This is a genomic window from Azospirillum sp., from assembly GCF_035627195.1.
In the GTDB taxonomy this organism is placed as follows: domain Bacteria; phylum Pseudomonadota; class Alphaproteobacteria; order Azospirillales; family Azospirillaceae; genus Azospirillum.
Window position 1 is genome coordinate 1 of the sequence record NZ_DASPMG010000193.1, and the last position, 20485, is coordinate 20485.

The window sequence follows — 20485 nt, forward strand, 5'->3', positions numbered from 1 at the left end:
GTGGCCCAGGTGCTGGAAGGCCAGCAGCCGGCGCTCGCCGGCCAGCAGCTCGTAGCGCTGGCGGGCGGTCCGGCGCACCACGATGGGCTGGAGCAGCCCGAATTCCCGGATGGAAGTGGTGAGCGCCTCCAGCTCCGGCTCATAGACGCGGCGGCGCGGCCGGCCGTAGGCGGGCTCGATCTCGATGAGCGGGAGCAGGGCGACGTCGGGCAGCGCCACAAGCCCGTCGGCGGTGGTCATCATGGCTGGCTCGTGTGCAGGGGAGGGGAGGGGAGGCGCGGGCGCACTTCGCCCGCGATCGCCGCCAGGATGCCAGTCGATAGGAATATTGTCAATATCGCCGGCGCGCGCCCCGTTTCCACGCTGCGCCACCCGCCCGCGGATTTTCCTTTGCAGCCATATGCAGCGTCGTATATGGTCGTGTATACGAACTGGCCGGCACCGTGTGGAGCCGCCGGCCGGGAACGAAGCGCCGGGCAGGGACCGCGCCGACATGGACCGGTGCGGGCCGCGCCGGCCCCCGCCCGGACCGCGACACCCGAAGACACACGTCGAAAGACAGCACACCCCAACAGAGGACGACATGTATTATTTCGGATATTGCACGTGGCTGAACCCGCCGGAGCTGCACCGGTACTTCCCGGAAGCCAAGGTGATCACCAAGGGCTACGTCGCCAACCACAAGCTGGAGTTCCACGCCGCCGCCGGGCGCGAGGACCGCGGCTGGTGCCACCTGTCCAACACCGGCCGGGCATGGGGCAACAACGCGCTGGGCATCATCGTCCAGCACCCCGAGCACCACTTCGAAGAGGACTACGACGACTTCGAGCGCTGCTTCGTCACGGCGCGCGGCAACGACGGCAAGGTCTACGACTGCTGGACCTACCGCATGACCAACCCCGGCATCGCGATGCGCCCGCCCAACTTCTATTGGGATCACATCCCCGCCGGCCTGAAGCACTGGGAGTTCCCGGAAGACTACGTCCGCTCCGTCCTGGAGATGTACGAGGCGGCGGCGCCGTGCCCGCGCGCCGACCGGCCGAACCCGTCGGCCAAGCCCGGCCGCTCGGCCGACACGCGCTGATCCGGTGACGCGGCGCGGGGGTCCGCCGGCAATCCGTCCGGGGGGAACGGGGCTCCGCGCCGTGGACGGCGCCACTTTTCAAAACCGCGACCTACAATAAAAGACCGAACAGAGGAGACTTTCGATGCGCCTGCTCCGTAGCGCCACCCGTGGCGCCATGCGCGGTCCGCTCGCGGCCGTGGCCGCCTGCGTGCTCTCCCTTTCGCTGGCCGGCGCCGCCCGGGCGCAGACCGACGCGGCCGCCGCCGCCCTGGTGCCGAAGCCGGTCCGCGACGCCGGCACCCTGCGCGTCGGCTCCCAGCAGACCTTCCCGCCGGTCGAATTCCGCATGGACGGCAAGACCGAACCGGTGGGCGTCAGCGTCGACCTGCTGAACGAGATCGGCAAGCGCCTGGGCCTGACCATCACCTTCGTGCACGGCGAGTACGCCGCCCTCATCCCCGGCCTGGAGGCCGGCCGCTTCGACGTCGCGTCCGGCGGCATCAGCGACACGGAGGAGCGCGAGCAGAAGGTCGACTTCGTCAACTACATGGTATCGGGCGGCAGCATCCTGGTGCGCGCGGCCGACGCGCCGAAGTACTCCACGCTGGCCGATTTCTGCGGCAAGTCTGTGGCCACGCTGCTGGGCAGCCGCGTCATCATGGCCGCGGTAGAGAAGGCGTCGGAGGCCTGCACCGCCGGCGGCAAGGGCGCCATCACCGCCAACCAGCTGCCGGCCGCCCCGGACGCCCGCATGCAGCTCGACCTCGGCCGGGTCGACGGCTACCTGGGCGACTTTCCGGCGCTGGTCTACATGAAGAGCCAGATGCCCGGCAAATACGCCATCGCCGGTGAGAACCACATCCTGACGCCCTATATCACCTCCTGGGGTTTCCCGAAGACCTCGACGCTGAAGGACGCCGTCCAGAAGGCGGCGCAGGGGATGCTGGCCGACGGCAGCTACAAGGCCATCCTGGCCAAATGGAACCTGGAGGGCGGCGCCCTGCCGGAGATCACCATCAACCTGCCCGCCAGCAAGAGGAAGTGACGGTGGTCGCGAGCGCCATGGCCGAACCGCGGGCTGTTCGAGTTGTGCACCGGTGGCGTTGGGGAGCCTGGCTCCTCAGCGCGATCGTCCTCCTGATGGTGTCGCTGATCCTCGCCGCCGCGATCCGCGCGAAGATCATGAACCTGGAGGTGTTCTTCACCTACCTGACCAGCGAGCAGGTGCTGATCGGCGCCCGCAACGCCCTCGTCCTCGGCACGCTGGCGCTGGCGGTGGCCAGCGTCATCGGCCTGATCGTCGCCCTGATGCGGGTCAGCGGCAACCCCATCCTGGCGGCGCTGTCGGCGACCTACGTCTATTTCTTCCGCGGCACGCCGATGCTGATCCAGCTGCTGTTCTGGTTCAACGCCGTGCCCACCATGTTCCAGCGCGTGCACCTGGCGATCCCCTTCACCGACGTGGTGCTGGTGGACGCGCCGACCACGGCGGTGATCACGCCGTTCGTGGCGGCGCTGGCCGGCCTCGGCCTCGCCGAAGGGGCCTACATGGCGGAGATCATCCGCGCCGGCATCCTGGCGGTGGACAAGGGCCAGCGCGCCGCCGCCCGCGCCATCGGCATGACGGAATACCAGGTGCTGCGCCACATCGTCATCCCGCAGGCCGGGCGCATCATCATCCCGGCCGGCGGCAACCAGTACATCATGCTTCTGAAGTCCACTTCGCTGGCGTCTGCAATCGGCTTCCTGGAGCTGCTGCGCATCGCCACGGACATCTACTCGTCCAACTTCATGGTGGTCGAGCTGCTGGCCGTGGCCGCGTTCTGGTACCTGGTGATGACGGCCTTCGCCACCGCCGTGCAGACCACGCTCGAAAAAACCTTCCCGCAGAGGTGATCGCCGATGGGCACCCACGTTAAGGCTGCGGCCGTCGTTCTCGACGCGGTGTCGAAGTCCTACGGCAAGGTCGAGATCCTGAAGAACGTCTCGCTGTCGATCACGCCGGGGGAGGTGGTCACCCTTCTCGGCCCCTCGGGCGCGGGCAAGTCCACCCTGCTGCGCTGCGTCAACCACCTGGAGACGATCAGCGCCGGGCGCATCTACGTGCACGGCAAGCTGATCGGCTACCGCGAGGAGGGCGACGCGCTGCACGAGCTGTCCGACCGCGAGATCAGCGCCCAGCGCCGCTCCATCGGCATGGTGTTCCAAAGCTTCAACCTGTTCCGCCACATGACGGTGCTGCAGAACGTCATGTCCGGCCCCATCCACGTGCTGCGCCAGCCCAAGGGGCAGGCGGAGGACCTGGCGCGCGAGCTGCTGGCCAAGGTCGGCCTGCCCGACAAGGCCGACCGCTACCCGTCGGAGCTGTCGGGCGGGCAGCAGCAGCGCGTCGCCATCGCCCGGGCACTCGCGCTGTCGCCCAGCGTCATGCTGCTGGACGAGCCGACCAGCGCCCTCGACCCCGAGTTGTCGCAGGAGGTGATCCTGACCATCCGCGCCCTGGCGGAGCAGGGGTACACCATGCTCATCGCCACGCACGAGATGGCCATCGCCAAGGAGTTCGCCGACCGCGTGATCTTCATGGTGCATGGCGAGGTGGTGGAGGACGTGCCGGCGCGCACCTTCTTCGCCTCCCCCCGGCACGAGCGCAGCCGGCAGTTCGTCGCCCGGCACGCCGGCTGACAAGGGGGGCGGGCATGCTCGACGACCTCGAACAGACGGGCGCCGGCCGCGCCCGGAAGCGGGTCGGCACCGACCTGCTGGCGGCCGACGTCCACGCGCGGCTGCGCAGCCGGATCCTGACCTTCGAGATCAAGCCCGGCACGCGGCTGGTGGAGGACGAGATCTCCGCCGCCATGAACGTCGGCCGCACCCCGGTGCGCGAGGCGCTGCTGCGCCTGCAGGGCGAGGGGCTGGTCAGCCGGGAGCGTGGCTGGGTGGTGGAGAGCACCGACGCGGCGACCATCGACCGCGTCTTCGAAAGCCGCGTGGCGATCGAAGGCTACGCCACCCGCGTCGCCGCCGGCCGCGCCGGACCGGACGACGTGCGGGAGCTGCAAGGGCTGGTCGACGCCATGGACGGCTTCGAGAGCATGAGCCGCACGGCGCTGAACCAGCTGAACCGGCGCTTCCACGAACGCATCGTCGGCCTGTCCGGCAACCCCTTCTTCGTGGAGATGCACGAGCGCACGCAGTTCCATTACTGGAACATGCGCCTGCCCGTGCTCTTCACGCGCGAGCAGGCGCAGCTGACCAACGACCAGCACCGCCGCATCCTGGCGGCGCTCGCCGCCGGCGACGCCGACGCGGCCGAACGCCATGCGCGCGCGCACATCGAGACGACCCACCGGATCGTCCGCGACGCCCTGGAAGAATGAAGCGGGAAGGATGACGGCACCGCTCACCCTCGACGCGGCCGGCACGCACCTCTACCCGGGGGCGCGCGGCACGGTCCGCGACGGCCTGCCGCCAGAGGCGGTGGGTGCGCCGCTGCCCTGCATGGTCGTGTTCACGGACGGGGCCTTCGCCTTGGGAACCCTGGCGTGGCGCGGCGATGGATGGGAGCTGGCGGCGGGGGCCTACGCCACCGCCCGCGGCACGGCCATCCCGGCGAAGCGCTGGCGCATCGGGTTCGACGGCGCGGCGTTCCGGGTCGGGGCGCGGCTGCCGGGCGGTTGAAGAGGGCGCGCCGGACGCCCCCTCCCGGCTTCGCTTGTGCTCAGCCACCCTCCCCCTCTTCGAGGTGGAGGGTTGGTCGGCTGACGGCGGCAGTCCCCTCCACCGCGCAGCGGGGGAGGGTTAGGGAGGGGGCAAGAGTCTGCCGCGGCGAACACTCCCACACACGAAGGACACCCCCATGCCGCGCCCCGCGCACGCCTCCGCCGGGTGGGGCATCGCCCTGATCGTCGGGTCGATGCTGCTGTTCACCCTGTCCGACGTCTTCGCCAAGCAGCTGGCGCACGCCATGCACCCGGTCCAGGTGGCGTGGCTGCGCTGCCTGGGCGCGGTCCTGCTGCTGGCGCCCGTCGCCGGCGCGCGCCCGGCCCTGCTGCGCACGGCGAAGCCGCGCCTCCAGATCCTGCGCGGACTGTGCCTGCTGGCGTCGACGACGCTGCTGGTGGCAGCCCTGCGCACGCTGGGGCTGGCGGAGGCGACGGTGCTGGTCTTCATGTCGCCGTTCTTCCTGACGGTGCTGTCGGCGCTGCTGTTCGGCGACCGGGTGTCGCGCGGCCACTGGGCGGCGGTGGCGGTCGGCTTCGCCGGGGTGGCGGTGGTAGTGCGGCCGGGCGCGGAGGGGCTTGGAGATGAAAGGCTGGGCCTTGCCGTGCTGCTGCCGATCCTGTCGTCGCTGTGCTGGGCGGCCGGCATGATCTGCACGCGCCGCATCGGCAGCGGGGAGTCCCCGGTGACGACGCTGGTCTGGTCGGTCGTCGCCGGCTTCGCCGCCGCCAGCCTCGCCATGCCGTTCCACTTCAGCGCGCTGGACACCGCCCAGTTGGGCGTGGCCGCCGGCATGGCCGTGGCCTGGACGGCGGCGCACTTCTGCATCGTGGTGGCCTACCGCGCCTATCCGGCGTGGCAGCTGGCGCCCTTCTCCTACTCGCAGGTCGTCTGGTCGGTGATCCTCGGCTATGCCGTGTTCGCCGAGCTGCCGGACGCGGCGACCTTCGTCGGCTCCGCCCTGATCCTGTCGGGCGGCCTGCTCGCCGCCATCCCGCGCCGCACGGCGCGGCAGCGCGAAGCCTGATGGACTTCGTATATGAAGTCATATACGATAAATCACACAACAACGAGACCCCTTAAGGGACAAGCGATGCCAAGCATCTTCAACACCCTGCATCACGTCTGCATCGTCGTGCACGATCTGGAAAAGGCGGTCGCCGCCTATGAGGCGCTGGGCGTCGGCCCCTGGTACGACTACCCGAAGGCCGGCCCGTACGTGGAGTTCGAGGTGCCGAACGAGGCCGCCTCCAAGGCCATGCGCTACAAGTGCGTCGACCTCGCCAACGTCCAAATCCAGCTGTGCGATCCCGGCCCGCTGGACTCGCCCCAGCGCCGTTTCCTGGACGCGTTCGGGGAGGGCGTCTACCACCTGGGATTCGAGGTGCCGGACCGCGACGCGGCCGAGGCCGAGGGCCGCGGCCTGGGCCTGGGCGTCATCGCGCGCGGGCGCCGCGCCGACGGGTCGGGCTTCTGCTATTTCGACACGCGCAAGGACACCGGCGTGGTGCTGGAGATCCGCAAGTCGGCGCCGTGAGCCCGACCGGCTTCAGAACCCTTCCAGCGCGTCCCTGACGATGGCGAAGGTGGTGCGGACGTGCTCGCGCGCGGCCTCCTCCGCCTCCGCCTCGCGGCGGGCGGTGAGGGCCGTCAGGATCACCTTGTGCTGTTCGTTCGCCGCCTGTGTCTGCTCCTTCGTGAAGATGACGGGCAGGCGCATGTTCCAATAGTGAAACAGCGTCTTCTCATGCATGTCCACGAACAGCGGGTTGCCGGACATCTCGATGATCCGGCGGTGGAAGGCGCGGTTGAGCTGGTTCAGCTGGGCGCGGTTCATCGCCTCGAACCGATCCATTTCGGCCACCAGCGCCTCCAGTTCCGTCACGTCCGCCGATGTCACGCGCGTGGCGGCGAGGCGGGTGGCGTAGCCCTCGATGGCGATGCGGCTTTCGAAGATGGCCTGCATGTTGGACGGGTCGGTGCTCTCCACCACCCAGCCCTTCTCCCGGCTGACCAACCCCTCGCCCTGCAGGCGCAGCAGCGCCTCGCGCACCGGCGTGCGGCCGACGTTCATGGTGGCGGAGATCTCGTCCTCCACCAGCCGCGAGCCCGGCTTGATCTCGAACGACAGGATCCTGGCGCGCAGCCGCGCGTGGACGTCGGCCGCCAGGAGATCCGTGCCAACCCGCTTGGTCATGAATCCCGTTCCTCCCCTCAGCATTTCCCTTGAAGCATAAAGACCGCGCGCTTGGCAAACCCTCACGCGGCCTGCGGCGTCCCGCCGCCCGCCGCCGGTCCCACGCCGCACCGACCCTGCATCGCAGTGAAGTGACGGCCGATTGCTCGCCAGTCCGGTACTTCCACGGCCAACAGGCCGGATAGCCGGAAGAACTGCGGCGAAATCCAGAATTCGTCTATGGAACCACGCCCGCCTTCCCCATAGGCTGAGAACACCGGCCGGGAAAGAAAACGCCAAGTCAAAACGCGCGGCCACGGCGGACGATCCAAGAAACCATACGATACAAGGGAGCCAGAGTGACCATCTACACGGGACCCGTGTTCGAGATGTGCCGGCAACAGTTCACGGCCATCGCGGACCACCTCGCCATTCCGGAAGACGAGCGCGACCGGCTGCTGTACCCGAAGCGGGCCATCACCATCTCCTGCCCGATCCACCGGGATGACGGGTCGGTGGCCGTCTTCCAGGGCTACCGGGTGCAGCACCACCTGTCGCTGGGGCCGACGAAGGGCGGCACGCGCTTCTCCACCAGCGTCGACATCGGCGAGGTGGCGGCGCTGGCCGTCTGGATGAGCTGGAAATGCGCGCTGGCCGGCCTGCCCTACGGCGGCGCCAAGGGCGGCGTGACCGTCGATCCGGCAGCGCTCTCCCGGCGTGAGCTGGAGGCGCTGTCGCGCCGCTACATGCAGGAGATGATCCCCTTCGTCGGCCCGCACACCGACGTGATGGCGCCCGACATGGGCACGAACGAGCAGGTGATGGCCTGGTTCATGGACACCTATTCCATGTACCAGGGCCGCACGGTGACGGAGATCGTCACCGGCAAGCCGGTCGCCACCGGCGGCACCGAGGGCCGGCGCGAGGCCACCGGTCTGGGCGTCGTGCATCTGGTCGGCAGCGCGCTGGAAAAACTGGGCATCAGCCCGGCGCGGGCGACCGCCATCGTGCAGGGCTTCGGCAACGTCGGCAGCGTCGCGGCCGAGGCGCTGTACGCCCGCGGCGTGCGGGTGCTGGGCGTCAGCGACCACACCGCCGCCTATTACGACCCGAAGGGGCTGAACGTCCCCGCCCTGCTGCGCCATGTGGCGGAGCACGGCGTGCTGGCCGGCTTCTCGCGCGAGCTGGCCTGCGACCCGGACGAGCTGCTGTTCCAGCGCTGCGACATCCTGGTGCCGGCGGCCATGGAGCAGGTCATCACCGGCGCCAACGCCGCCCGCCTGCAGTGCCGCATCCTGGCCGAGGGCGCCAACGGCCCCACCACGCCGGAGGCCGACCACGTGCTGGCCGAGCGCGGCGACGAGGTGTTCGTCATCCCCGACATCCTGTGCAATTCGGGCGGCGTCATCGTCAGCTACTTCGAGTGGGTGCAGGACCTCCAGCAGTTCTTCTGGGGCCGGGACGAGGTGATCGGGCGCCTTTACGGCCACCTCGACCGCGTCTTCCACCAGGTCACCGAGCGCGCGGCGCGCGAGCGCGTGCCGAACCGCGTCGCCGCCATGGCGATCGGCGTCGCCAAGGTGCGCGACGCCCGCAAGACGCGCGGCCTCTTCCCCTGACCCGCAGCAGGCTTTCCATGACCACCACCCCCACTTCCGATGGCGCGATTCTCCTTCTCGGCGCCGGCCGCATGGGATCGGCGCTGCTGCACGGCTGGCTCGCGCAGGGGATCCCGGCCGATGCCGTCACCGTGCTCGACCCCAGTCCGGGGCCGGAGCTGCAGCGCCTTGCCGCCCAATCCGGCTTGCGCTTGAACCCGTCCGAAGCCGGGCGGGCCGACGTCCTCGTCGTCGCGGTGAAGCCGCAGGCGGTGGAGGCGGTGGCGCCCGGCATCCAGGCGTGGCTGGCGCCGGAAAGCCTCGTCGTCTCCATCATGGCTGGCAAGACGCTGGCCGACCTGCGGCGGCTGTTCCCGGCCGCCGGTTCCTTCGTGCGCGCCATGCCGAACCTGCCGGCGGCGGTGGGACGCGGGGCGACGGTGGCGGTCGCCGACCCGCTGTGCCCGCCGGCACACGCGGAGCGCGCCGGCCGCCTGCTGGGCGCCGTCGGCGCCCTGGAATGGCTGGCGGAGGAGGCGCTGATGGACGTGGCGACCGCCGTCTCCGGCTCCGGACCCGCCTACGTCTTCTATCTGGTGGAGTGCCTGACCCAGGTCGCCACCGAGGCCGGCCTGCCGCCCGACGTGGCGGAGCGGCTGTCGCGCGCCACGGTGGAGGGGGCGGGCGAGTTGATGCGCGCCACCGGCCTGCCGGCGGCCGAGCTGCGCGCCAACGTCACCTCGCCCGGCGGCACAACGGCGGCCGGCCTGTCGGTGCTGACGGGCGGCGGGCGCCTGCACGCGCTGCTGGCCGCCACCGTGCTCGCCGCCACCCGCCGCGCCCGCGAACTGGGCGGCGCTCCGCCCGCATGACCGCAAACGCCCACAGCCTCAGCGAACCCACAGGCCGAACCATGACGATTCTGAACGCCCAGCCCCATCCCTTCCGCGACTTCGCCGGGCCGGCGCGCACCCCGGCTGCGCTGCGCGCGGCCATCACGGCGGCCTATCGGCGGCCGGAGACGGAATGCCTGCCCGATCTGATCGCCCAGGCCACCCTGCCGCCGGACATCGCGGCGGCGGCCGAGGCGACGGCGCGCCAGCTGGTCGCCGCGCTGCGCGCCAAGCCGCTGGGGCGCGGCGTCGACGGCCTGATCCACGAGTTCGCCCTGTCCAGCCGCGAGGGCGTGGCGCTGATGTGCCTCGCCGAGGCGCTGCTGCGCATCCCCGACGCCGCCACGCGCGATGCGCTGATCCGCGACAAGATCGCCGGGGGCGACTGGCGCGCCCACCTGGGCAACAGCCCCTCCCTGTTCGTCAACGCCGCCACCTGGGGCCTGCTGATCACCGGCAAGCTGACGACGGCCGCCGGCGAGCAGGCGCTATCTTCCGCGCTCACCCGCCTGATCGCGCGCGGCGGCGAGCCGCTGATCCGGCGCGGCGTGGACTTCGCCATCCGGCTGATGGGCGAGCGTTTCGTCACCGGCCAGACGATCGCGGAAGCGCTCGCCAACAGCCGCAGGATGGAAGCGGAAGGCTTCCGCTATTCCTACGACATGCTGGGCGAGGCGGCGGTGACGGCCGAAGACGCCGCGCGCTACTTCGCCGACTACGAGCACGCCATCCACGCCATCGGCGCGGCGTCGGCCGGGCGCGGCATCCACGAGGGGCCGGGCATCTCCATCAAGCTGTCCGCCCTGCACCCCCGCTATTCCCGCGCCCAGGCCGAACGCGTGATGGCGGAGCTGCTGCCGCGCGTGAAGGCGCTGGCGGCGCTGGCCAGGCGCTACGACATCGGCCTCAACATCGACGCGGAGGAGGCGGACCGCCTGGAACTCTCCCTCGACCTGGTGGAGGCCTTGTGCTTCGACCCCGATCTGGCGGGGTGGGACGGCATCGGCTTCGTCGTGCAGGCCTACGGCAAGCGCTGCCCGGCGGTCATCGACTTTCTCGTCGATCTGGCGCGGCGCAGCGGCCACCGGCTGATGGTCCGCCTCGTCAAAGGCGCCTACTGGGACGCGGAGATCAAGCGCGCCCAGGTGGACGGGCTGGACGGCTTTCCCGTCTACACCCGCAAGGTCCACACCGACGTGTCCTACATCGCCTGCGCGCGCCGGCTGCTGGCCGCCCCGGACGCGGTGTTCCCGCAGTTCGCCACGCACAACGCGCAGACGCTGGCGACCATCTACCGCATGGCCGGTTCCGCCTTCCACGTCGGCCAGTACGAGTTCCAATGCCTGCACGGCATGGGGGAGCCGCTGTACGCCGAGGTGGTCGGCCCGCTGAAGCGCCCCTGCCGCATCTACGCCCCGGTCGGCACGCACGAGACGCTGCTGGCCTATCTGGTCCGCCGCCTGCTGGAGAACGGCGCCAACAGCTCCTTCGTCAACCGCATCGCCGACACGGCGGTGCCCGTCGACGACCTCGTCGCCGATCCGGTGGCGGTGGCCGGGAGCTTCTCGCCGGTGGGCGCGCCGCATCCGCTGATCGCGCTGCCGCGCGACCTGTTCGGGGCGGAGCGGCCGAACTCCGCCGGCATCGACCTGTCCAATGAGGATGAGCTGGCCGCGCTGTCGGCGGCGCTGGCGGAAAGCGTCCAGGTCGCCTGGACGGCCGCCCCGCTGCTGGCCGACGGGGAGCGCGCGGGCGCCGGGCAGCCCGTGCGCAACCCGGCCGACCGGCGCGTCGTGGTGGGCACCGTCATCGACGCCACGCCCGACGCCGTCGACGCCGCCTTCCGCCACGCCGTGGAGGAGGGGCCGGCCTGGGCCGCCACGCCCGCCCCGGTGCGCGCCGCCGCGCTGCTGCGCGCCGCCAACCTGATGGAAGCGCGCATGCCGGTGCTGATCGGCCTGATCGTGCGCGAGGCCGGCAAGTCGGCGCCCAACGCCATCGCCGAGGTGCGCGAGGCGGTCGACTTCCTGCGCTATTACGGCGCGCAGGTGCGCGACGGCTTCGACAACGCCACGCACCGCCCGCTGGGGCCGGTGGTGTGCATCAGCCCGTGGAACTTCCCGCTGGCGATCTTCACCGGGCAGGTCGCCGCCGCCCTCGCCGCCGGCAACCCGGTGCTGGCCAAGCCGGCGGAGGAGACGCCGCTGATCGCGGCGGAGGGCGTGCGCATCCTGCGCGCCGCCGGCATTCCGGCGGGTGCGCTGCAGCTGCTGCCCGGCGCCGGGGAGGTCGGGGCGGCACTGGCCGGCCATCCGGAGACGCGCGGCGTGATGTTCACCGGCTCCACCGAGGTGGCGCGGCTGATCCAGCGCCAGCTGGCCGGCCGGCTGTCGCCGGACGGCGCGCCGATCCCGCTGATCGCCGAGACCGGCGGGCAGAACGCCATGATCGTCGACTCCTCGGCCTTGGCCGAGCAGGTGGTGGGCGACGTGATCGCGTCGGCCTTCGACAGCGCGGGGCAGCGCTGCTCGGCCCTGCGCATCCTGTGTCTGCAGGACGACGTGGCGGAGCGCACGCTGGCCATGCTGAAGGGCGCCACGCGGGAGCTGCGCATCGGCAACCCCGACCGGCTGTCCACCGACATCGGCCCGGTCATCACCGCCGAGGCGCAGGCCGCCATCACCCGCCACGTGGAGGCGATGCGCGCCAAGGGCTGCCGGGTGGAGGCGCTGGACCTGCCGGCCGAGGCGCGGCACGGCACCTTCGTGGCGCCGACGCTGATCGAGATCGACCGCATCGACCAGCTGGAGCGCGAGGTGTTCGGCCCGGTGCTGCACGTGCTGCGCTTCCGCCGGGACGAGCTGGACGCGCTGGTGGACCGCGTCAACGCCACCGGCTACGGCCTGACCTTCGGCCTGCACACGCGCATCGACGCCACCGTCGCCCGGGTGACGGAGCGCGTCCGGGCGGGCAACGTCTACGTCAACCGCAACGTCATCGGCGCGGTGGTCGGCGTGCAGCCGTTCGGCGGCTCCGGCCTGTCGGGCACCGGGCCGAAGGCCGGGGGGCCGCTGTACCTCACCCGCCTGCTCGGCCGCCGTCCGCACGCGGTGCTGCCCGCCCGCGGGCCGGACGCCGAACGGGCACCGGCGCGCGCCTACGCCGACTGGCTGCGCGCGGCGGGCCGCGTGGCGGAGGGGCAGCGCTGCGACGCCTACATCCACCGCTCGGCCCTGGGGGCGTCCATGGAGCTGGCCGGCCCGGTGGGGGAGCGGAACCTCTACGCGCTGCACCGGCGCGGCACGCTGCTCCTGCTGCCGCGAACGGAGAGCGGGCTGCTGATCCAGCTGGGTGCCGTGTTCGCCACCGGCAACGACGCGGTGGTCGACGCGCCGGACGCGCTGACCGCCGTCCTGCGCACGCTGCCGCCCGCGCTGGCCGCGCGCGTGCGGGCCGGCGGCCGCTGGAACGCGGCGGAGCCCTTCGCCGGTGTCCTGGCCGAGGGCGACGGCGAGCGCCTGATCGCCGCCGGCCGCCGCGCAGCCGACCTGCCTGGCCCGATCGTCGCCGTCCAGGGCGCCACGCCCGAGGGCCTGGCCGCCGGCCGCGAGGACTACGTCCTCGAATGGCTGCTGGAGGAGCGCACGGTCAGCATCAACACCACCGCCGCCGGCGGCAACGCCAGCCTCGTGGCGCTGAGCTGAGCATGTTTAAGCCATCCCACCGGCGGGGCCGGGGGAGGGGGTTCCTGCGGGCTGGCCGCGCCGGTGGCGCTGACGCTATGGTGCACCCCATCGCCACGACGGACGGCCACAGCCCATGCTGGACAGCTTCCTGCTCGCCTTCACCGCCCTGTTCTCGATCGTCAACCCGGTCGCCATGGCGCTGATCTTCAGCCAGGTGACCGCCGGCCGCAGCCCGCGCGAGCGCGCGCAGCTCGCCGGGCTGGTCGGCGTCTATTCGGCGGTGGTGATGCTGACGGCGCTGTGGGCGGGGGCCTACGTGCTGAACTTCTTCGGCATCTCGCTGGCGGCGCTGCGGATCGCCGGCGGCTTCGTGGTGGCGGAACGCGCCTGGGCGCTGCTCTCCGCCCCCGAGGCGCACGAGGCCCGCAAGCAGGAGCAGGCGGCCCCGGCCGGCGACGTCCAGGAATCCGCCTTCTTCCCGCTGACCATCCCGTTCACCACCGGCCCGGGCACCATCTCCGTCGCCATCGCGCTGGGCGCCACGCGGCCGGCCGATGCCGCGGTGCTTGGCCCGTTCTTCCTGGGCGTGTCGGCGGCGGCGGTGGCCATCGCCGTGCTGGTGTGGCTGGCCTACCGCTCGGCCGACCGGCTGGTCGCGCTGCTGGGCCAGACGCGGGCGCGGGTGCTGACGCGGCTGTTCGCCTTCCTGCTGTTCTGCGTCGGCGTGCAGATCCTGCTGAACGGCGTGCTCGACGCGCTCGGGCCCCTGTTCGCCCAGCGCCCGCGCTGATCCGGCATCACACCGCCCGGATCTGGCCCAGGAAGCGCTCGACCTCCTGGCGCAGGCGGACGGACTGGTTCGACAGGTCGTCGGAGGCGTGCAGCACCCGGCCGGCCGCCGTGCCGGTTTCGCTGACCGCCACGGTCAGCGTGGCGCTGTGCGAAGACAAGCGGTTGGTGCCGGACGCCGCCTCCTGAATGTTCCTGGCGATCTCCTGCGTCGCCGCCCCCTGCTGCTCGACGGCGGCGGCGATGCTCTCGGCCACGCGGTCGACGTCGGACACCATGGCGGTGATGGCGGAAATGGCGTCCACCGTGCCGGCGGTGGCCTGCTGGATCTGGGCGATCTGCTGGGCGATCTCCTCGGTCGCGTGCGCCGTCTGGTTGGCGAGGTTCTTCACCTCGCTCGCCACCACGGCGAAGCCCTTGCCCGCCTCGCCCGCGCGCGCCGCCTCGATGGTGGCGTTCAGCGCCAGCAGGTTCGTCTGGTGGGCGACGCGGTTGATCAGGTCCACCACCTTGCCGATGGTCTGTGCCGAGTTGGACAGCGCCTGCACCATGTCGTTGGTGCGGCCGGCCTCGGCCACCGCGCGGCGCGCCATGGCGGTGGACTGGCCGACCTGCCGGCCGATCTCGCCGACGGACGCCGACAGCTGCTCCGCCGCCGCGGCCACCTGCTGCACGTTGTGCGCCGTGTGCTCCGAGGTGGAGGAGAAGGATTCCAGCCGGCGCGTCGCGTCCTCCGCCGTGCCGGCCATGCCGGTGGCGGCGGAGTGCAGTTCGACCGCGGAGGAGGAAACGGCGTCCACCACGTGCTGCACGCTGGCCTTGAAGCCGTCGGCCAGTTCGGCCATCAGGCGGCCCTTCTCGCGCTCGGCCTCGCGCTTGCCGCGCTCCTGCTCCTCCTGGATGCGCTCCATCGCCAGCGCGTTGTCCTTGAAGACCTGTACGGCGCGCGCCATGGCGCCGATCTCGTCACGGGCGGCCAGCGCCGGGATCTCGACCGCCTTGTCGCCGGCCGCCAGCGCCTCCATGGTGCCGGTGATGTTGCGCACCGGGCGGATGATGCTGCGCGCGATCACCCAGGCCAGCACGAGGCCGGCCAGTTCGCCAACCACGGCCAGCGCCACGAGGATGCCCTCCAGCCGGCTCATGGTCTGCTCGTTCTCGGCCTGCAGGCGGGTCATGCCGGCCATCGCCGCCTCGCGCACCGCCTGCCCGCCGGCGTGCAGGTTGCGGCCGGTGACGCGCAGCATGCTGTCGATGATGGTGTCGGCCTCCTCGGTCGCGGCGACCACCGCGTCGAAGCGCTGGCGCAGCGTCTCCAGCCAGGATCCCACGTGCTCGGCCGGGGCGGCGGTGGCCGGGTTGGCGGCCAGCCCTTTGAGGATTGAGCCCATGTCGGTCAGGTTCTTGCGGATCGCCGCCGCGTCGTCCTCCATGGGCGAGGACTCATAGCGCTCCAGCAGCGGCGGGATGCGGCCCAGGCGCCCGCGCACCACCTCGGCGATCGCCGTGGCGCCGGCCTGCGTGCCGCCCTGGGCGGCGCGGACCAGCGCCGCGATGCGCTGCTCCGCCTCCGCCATGGCGGGCTTCATCTCCTCGGCCAGCACGGTCTGGCGGCGCGCCTTGGCGGCGACGAGGCGGGCGAACTCCCCGTCGAACTGGCCGCGGGCGGCGGCCAGGCCGTCCAGCGCGGCGATCAGGTCGGTGGCGCCGCCGCCCTTGGCCTGGGTCTGCTGGCGGGTGCGGGCGACGTTGGCGTCCAGGCGCTGACCCACGGTTTCCGTCGTCGTCCGTTCGATGTCGCGGCCCGACGCGGCGAACTCCTGCGCGGCGCGCATCAGGATGCCGGTGTCGGTCTGCAGCTCCATCGCGGTGATGGCGATGCCCGCCCCCTCCCCGAACGACGCGAAGTGCCCGCGGGTCCTCTCGAACCCGACGATCCCCGCCGCCCCCATGGCGGCCAGCAGGACCAATACCGACACGAAACCCGCGAAGATGCGCGTGGAAATCCGGAAGTTCGCGAGGGAAAGCCGCGCCCGCAGGGGGCCAGGTTCACTGTGGGTCATGGTTCGCTGCTTGCAAGCAAAGTGGGGGCTGCGCCCCGGCGAATGCCGGTGCGGACGGGGATTCCGGGACTGTTCCGGATTGGGAGCCGGTGCGAACGGTCAGGGTTCGCCGGGTGGTCCGTCCTTCATGATGTCTCTTCCCTGTTCGTTGTCGGGCCTGTTGTCGGCCCTGCTGTTGGCTGCGGCTTTTTGCCGGCTTTCGTTGTGGTGAACTGTCCCAACAATCAGAAACGCTGTCAATAACGCGGATTATATTTCTGCAAAGCGGAATTATTGAGGCGGCGCGGCCCGTGGCGGCGGCCCTGCGCCATGGGGCCGCCGGCCGGCGCGGCGTCGTGCCTACAGACCCTTCTCCTTGTCCTGCAGCTCGCGCCACTGCAGCTTGCCGGTGGCGGAGCGGGGCAGGGCGTCGCGGATCTCCACCTTGGAGGGGCACTTGTAGGCGGCCATGTTGTCGCGGCACCACGCGATGATGTCCTGCTCCGTCACCGCGTCGCGGTGCGATTCGCGCAGCACCACGCAGGCCTTCACCGTCTCGCCGCGCCGCGGGTCGGGGGAGGCGATGATGCACACCTCGGCGATGGCCGGATGGCGCAGCATCAGCCCCTCCACCTCCGTCGGCCACACCTTGAAGCCCGACGCGTTGATCATCCGCTTCACCCGGTCGACGATGAAGAAGTAGCCGTCCTCGTCGTAGTAGCCGAGGTCGCCGGTGCGGAAGAAGCGCTTGCCGTCCAGCTCCATGAAGGCGTCGGCCGTGCCCTTGGGGTCGTTCCAGTAGCCCTTGAAGACCTGCGGGCCGTGGATGACGATCTCGCCCACCTCGCCGGGCGGCAGCTCGCGCCCGTCCTCCACGGCGATGACGCGGCTGTCCACGTCGAAGATCGGGATGCCCAGGCACTGGCGCTTGGGGTTGTCGATGGGGTTGATGTGCGTGCTGGCGATGGTCTCCGACAGGCCGTAGCCCTCGATGTAGTCGAGCCCCGTCAGGTCGCGCAGGCGGTCGGCGATCACCTCGGGCATGGCGGCGCCGCCGCCGCCGATGGTCTCCAGGCTGGAGAGGTCGACGGTGCGGATCTCCGGGTCGTTGACGAAGTCGATGGCCATGGTGGTGATGCTGCGCCAGCGCGCCACGCGGTACCGCTCGATCAGCAGGGCGGCGGTGCGGCGGTCCCAGCGGGTCATCACCACCATGGTGCCGCCCATGTAGATGGGCGCGTTCATCGCCGTCTGCATGCCGGTCACGTGGAACAGCGGCAGCGTGACGAGGTGCGTCGAATCGGCGGACATCGGGCTCCACACGATGGTGGCGAGCATCGTCGTCATCACCGTGCGGTGGGTGTGGATGCAGCCCTTCGGGTTGCCCGTGGTGCCGGAGCTGTAGGGGAACACCGCCCAGTCGTCCGGCGCCGCCGTTGACGGTGCCGCCGTCTCGCCGGCGGCCAGCGCGTCGCGCCACAGGACCGCACCCGTGCCCAGGTCGGCCCCCAGATCGGTGCGCGTCGGCGCCTTGGCGGCGTCGGGAACGGGCAGGTCGAAGGCCGGGTCGGCGTATTCGGCGTAGTTCGCCACCACGGCGTGCTGTAGGCCCCCCTTCCCCAGCAGCGGCTGGATGACCGGGAACAGCTCCTGCCCCAGCAGCGCCACGCGCGCGCCGGTGTCGGCGACGAAGTGCTCCATCTCCGTCGTGCGGTTCATCGGGTTGACGGGCACGACGACGGCGTCGGCGCGCAGGATGGCGTAGTAGCCGATCATGAACTGCGGGCTGTTCTGCATGTACAGCAGCACCCGCTCGCCCTTCGCCACGCCCAGACTGTGTTGGAGATAGCCGGCCAGCCGCTCCACCTGATCGTGCAGGTCGGCGTAGCTCAGCTCCCGCCCGTAATAGACGATGGCCGCGCGGTCCGGGAAGCGGCGCGCCGAGACCTCCAGGTTGTAGGGGAGGGTGGTTTCCGGGACGCTCAGGTGGCGCGCGGTGCGGCGCGGCCAGACCTTGAAGTGACGATCGAACATTCTTGGACTTCTCCTCCTGGCGGGGCGCGGTTCCCCGCCGCGTTCCCCCTGCTTACCGGCCCCGGCCTTCCGGCGGTGCGGCGCCACTGTAGCAGAGGCGTTTGCGGAATCAAGTTCAGTGGAATTTATTTTCGCATGGCGAAACCCATAGGCCCGCGCCCGTGCCTGTTCCGCCAATGTTCTACCGCAGCGCAGCAAAACCCACCGTCCATACGCCGCCGGATTGTGAACATGTCGTGGGAGGGACGGAATGTTTCCCCTTGACGCCCATCTCACAATCCAACTAGCTTCTGCGGAATTAAATTCCGCATATGGGCATTGCCCGAAAATGCGGAGCGGCCGAGCCTGGGGGGACAATGCCGCAGCAGCACGTCGCGTGGCCGGAAGGCCACCGCCACGGGGGGTGGCGGCAGCACGCACGAAGGAAGGGGGCAGGGCCGTCGCGGGCCGGCACCCGGACCCGCTCTTCGCATCCCGTCCCCGATCACCAGCGCCTCGTCCGTCCCAAGGAACGGCGGCCCGTCATGCCCGTCCGCGCGCCGGCCGCCCGGCCGGGCCGACACGCCGCCGCCCAAGAAACGCGACGCGATGACACAGGCGAGGAAACGCAAGGAGGTCTCTGGTGAGAAAGACATTTGAACGGGCGGGCGCGGCGAACCACGGCACGGTGCGGCGCAAAGCATGTCAGCTGACGGCGGGCCTGCTGCTCGGCTCCGCGCTGGGCGTGGCGGGCACGCTGGGCCTGTCCGGGCCGGCGCATGCCGAATCCTTCGAACTCGGCGGCGGGTGGGAGGCGAAGACCCTCATCGACCTGTCGTTCGGCACGGCGCTGCGTACCCGCAACCCTGACCCGCTGCTGGTCGCGCGCGGCAACGGCGGCCGGGGCGACGGCACCACCGTCGACGACGGCGACCTGAACTACAAGGCCGGCGACTTCTACTCGGCCATCGGCAAGGTCCTGGGCGAGGTGCAGGTGGCCAAGGACGGCTTCGGCGCCTTCGTCCGCGGCAAGGCGTGGTACGACGCCATCCCCGAGCACAACGGCGTGGACTTCGGCCACTCGGCCAACGGCTACCGCCCGGGCGCCACGCTGAACGACAGCGACTTCTACCCGCTGTCGAAGTTCAAGGGTGCGGCCCTGCTCGACGCCTACGTCTTCGGCGGCTTCGACCTGCCGGGCGAGCGCACGGTGTCGTTCAAGGCCGGCAACCACGTGGTGAACTGGGGCGAGAGCCTCTTCATCTCCGGCGTCAACCAGTACAACATCGTCGACGGCAGCGCCGCGCGCCGCCCCGGCGCGCAGATCAAGGAGATCCTGCTCCCCGTCCCGCAGGTGTCGGTCAACGTCGGCCTGGGCGGCGGCTTCAGCGCCGAGGCCTTCTACCAGCTGGCGTGGCGCCACTCGACGTTCGAGGGCTGCGGCACCTTCTGGGGCACCACCGACATGCTGAACTGCTCGGACGTCGGGACCAACATGGTGCCGGCCCCGAACGGCGACCGCCTGGGCTATTCCGGCCTGCCGGCGCTGCGCGGCCTCAATGGCCGCATCAGCAACGCCGGCCGCGACAAGCCCAGCAACGGCGGGCAGTTCGGCCTCGCCGGCCGCTACTTCGCTTCGGCCATCGGCACCGACTTCGGCGTCTACTACGCCCAATACCACGCGCGCACGCCGATCTTCAGCCTGAAGCGCTCGCCCACCACCATCCGCGGCTCGCTCTACGGCCTGCCGACCAGCCCGGCGCAGTACTTCGAGGACTTCTCGGCCGAACGCATCAAAGTCTACGGCGCCAGCGCCGCCACCGAGATCGGCGGCTGGAGCGTCGGGGCCGAGGTCAGCCTGTCGAAGGACGTGCCGGTGCAGATCAACACCAGCGACCTCGCCGGCGGCGTGGTCAGCGGCGTGGGTCCGCTGGCCTACCTGAAGGGCCTGCCGCTGGGCAGCGTCATCCGCGGCTACGACCGCAAGGACAAGACGCAGATCCAGCTCTCCACCATCAAGACCTTCGCCAACGTGGCCGGTGCGGAAACCTTCCGCTTCCTGGGCGAGGTGGCGTTCCAGCACTGGAACGGCATCGGCGACCCGAACACGTCCACGCGCTACGGCCGCTCCACGCTGTACGGCCGCGCCGCCAGCGCCACCACGCCCTGCGGCACCACCATGGCCGACTACTGCGCGCCGGACGGCTTCGCCACCTCGAACTCCTGGGGCCTGCGCACCCAGCTGTCGCTGACCTACCCCGACGTGTTCGCCGGCGTGAACCTGACGCCGCGCCTGTCCATCGCCTGGGACGTCGACGGCGTGTCGCCGGACGGCACCTTCGTCAAGGACCGCGTCAACGTCGGCTTCGGCGTCCGCGCCGACCTGCTGCAGCGCTACTACGCCGACCTGACCTACAGCACCTACAACCACAAGGCCAAGTACGATCCCCAGCGCGATCGCGACTTCGTGGCGCTTGTGGTCGGCATGACCTTCTAAGGAGA

The 20485-nt window shown here is 70.9% G+C and carries 17 protein-coding genes; 13 read left to right on the forward strand and 4 right to left on the reverse strand.

The window, feature by feature from the left end:
• A partial coding sequence (locus tag VED21_RS17635) for a ParB N-terminal domain-containing protein (RefSeq protein ID WP_324884349.1) occupies positions 1 to 243 on the reverse strand: 243 nt, incomplete at its 3' end.
• Between the two features lie 340 nt (positions 244 to 583).
• Here VED21_RS17635 and VED21_RS17640 point away from each other — a divergent pair.
• The 8 genes from VED21_RS17640 to VED21_RS17675 all read left to right on the forward strand — a co-directional run bounded on the left by VED21_RS17640 (position 584) and on the right by VED21_RS17675 (position 6323).
• Entirely contained in the window at positions 584 to 1084 is a 501-nt protein-coding gene (locus tag VED21_RS17640) for a gamma-glutamylcyclotransferase family protein (RefSeq protein ID WP_324884351.1), read from the forward strand.
• 124 nt (positions 1085 to 1208) lie between these two features.
• Positions 1209 to 2111 (forward strand): ABC transporter substrate-binding protein, encoded by a 903-nt coding sequence (locus tag VED21_RS17645; protein ID WP_324884353.1) that lies wholly within the window; start codon positions 1209 to 1211, stop codon positions 2109 to 2111.
• Between the two features lie 95 nt (positions 2112 to 2206).
• Positions 2207 to 2962, forward strand: a complete 756-nt coding sequence (locus VED21_RS17650) for an amino acid ABC transporter permease (protein WP_324884355.1) — start codon at positions 2207 to 2209, stop codon at positions 2960 to 2962.
• Positions 2963 to 2968: 6 nt separating this feature from the next.
• Complete coding sequence (locus tag VED21_RS17655) at positions 2969 to 3748, forward strand: amino acid ABC transporter ATP-binding protein (RefSeq protein WP_324884357.1); 780 nt, start codon at positions 2969 to 2971, stop codon at positions 3746 to 3748.
• 14 nt (positions 3749 to 3762) lie between these two features.
• The gene (locus VED21_RS17660; RefSeq protein WP_324884359.1) at positions 3763 to 4443 is read left to right on the forward strand and encodes a GntR family transcriptional regulator; all 681 of its coding nucleotides are present in this window, start codon (positions 3763 to 3765) and stop codon (positions 4441 to 4443) included.
• Between the two features lie 10 nt (positions 4444 to 4453).
• Positions 4454 to 4744, forward strand: coding sequence for a hypothetical protein (locus VED21_RS17665; RefSeq protein WP_324884361.1), 291 nt, complete (start codon positions 4454 to 4456; stop codon positions 4742 to 4744).
• Between the two features lie 178 nt (positions 4745 to 4922).
• Entirely contained in the window at positions 4923 to 5813 is an 891-nt protein-coding gene (locus VED21_RS17670) for a DMT family transporter (RefSeq protein WP_324884363.1), read from the forward strand.
• A gap of 66 nt (positions 5814 to 5879) precedes the next feature.
• Positions 5880 to 6323, forward strand: coding sequence for a VOC family protein (locus tag VED21_RS17675; RefSeq protein WP_324884365.1), 444 nt, complete (start codon positions 5880 to 5882; stop codon positions 6321 to 6323).
• Between the two features lie 12 nt (positions 6324 to 6335).
• Here VED21_RS17675 and VED21_RS17680 read toward each other — a convergent pair whose 3' ends face one another.
• Positions 6336 to 6983, reverse strand: a complete 648-nt coding sequence (locus tag VED21_RS17680) for a GntR family transcriptional regulator (RefSeq protein ID WP_324884367.1) — start codon at positions 6981 to 6983, stop codon at positions 6336 to 6338.
• A gap of 338 nt (positions 6984 to 7321) precedes the next feature.
• On the opposite strand from VED21_RS17680, the gene VED21_RS17685 reads away from it, so the two are divergent.
• From VED21_RS17685 to VED21_RS17700, 4 genes are all read left to right on the forward strand, one after another.
• A complete protein-coding gene (locus VED21_RS17685; RefSeq protein ID WP_324884369.1) occupies positions 7322 to 8581 on the forward strand; it encodes a Glu/Leu/Phe/Val dehydrogenase in 1260 nt (419 codons plus the stop codon).
• 17 nt (positions 8582 to 8598) lie between these two features.
• Positions 8599 to 9432: a pyrroline-5-carboxylate reductase gene (gene proC / locus VED21_RS17690; RefSeq protein ID WP_324884371.1), complete on the forward strand. Its 834-nt coding sequence runs from the start codon at positions 8599 to 8601 to the stop codon at positions 9430 to 9432.
• Positions 9429 to 13157 carry a trifunctional transcriptional regulator/proline dehydrogenase/L-glutamate gamma-semialdehyde dehydrogenase gene (gene putA, locus VED21_RS17695; RefSeq protein WP_324884373.1) on the forward strand — a complete coding sequence of 1243 codons (3729 nt, stop codon included), beginning with the start codon at positions 9429 to 9431 and terminating at the stop codon, positions 13155 to 13157. The genes proC and putA overlap by 4 nt, the downstream gene beginning before the upstream one ends.
• Positions 13158 to 13272: 115 nt before the next feature.
• The gene (locus tag VED21_RS17700) at positions 13273 to 13929 is read left to right on the forward strand and encodes a MarC family protein (protein WP_324884375.1); all 657 of its coding nucleotides are present in this window, start codon (positions 13273 to 13275) and stop codon (positions 13927 to 13929) included.
• Positions 13930 to 13936: 7 nt separating this feature from the next.
• On the opposite strand, the gene VED21_RS17705 is transcribed toward VED21_RS17700, so the two are convergent.
• Together VED21_RS17705 and VED21_RS17710 are read right to left on the reverse strand one after the other, a co-directional pair.
• The gene (locus VED21_RS17705; protein ID WP_324884377.1) at positions 13937 to 15907 is read right to left on the reverse strand and encodes a methyl-accepting chemotaxis protein; all 1971 of its coding nucleotides are present in this window, start codon (positions 15905 to 15907) and stop codon (positions 13937 to 13939) included.
• Between the two features lie 423 nt (positions 15908 to 16330).
• Positions 16331 to 18004 (reverse strand): long-chain fatty acid--CoA ligase, encoded by a 1674-nt coding sequence (locus VED21_RS17710; protein ID WP_324884379.1) that lies wholly within the window; start codon positions 18002 to 18004, stop codon positions 16331 to 16333.
• Between the two features lie 622 nt (positions 18005 to 18626).
• Here VED21_RS17710 and VED21_RS17715 point away from each other — a divergent pair.
• Positions 18627 to 20480: a DUF1302 domain-containing protein gene (locus tag VED21_RS17715; RefSeq protein ID WP_324884381.1), complete on the forward strand. Its 1854-nt coding sequence runs from the start codon at positions 18627 to 18629 to the stop codon at positions 20478 to 20480.
• The last annotated feature ends 5 nt before the right edge of the window (positions 20481 to 20485 follow it).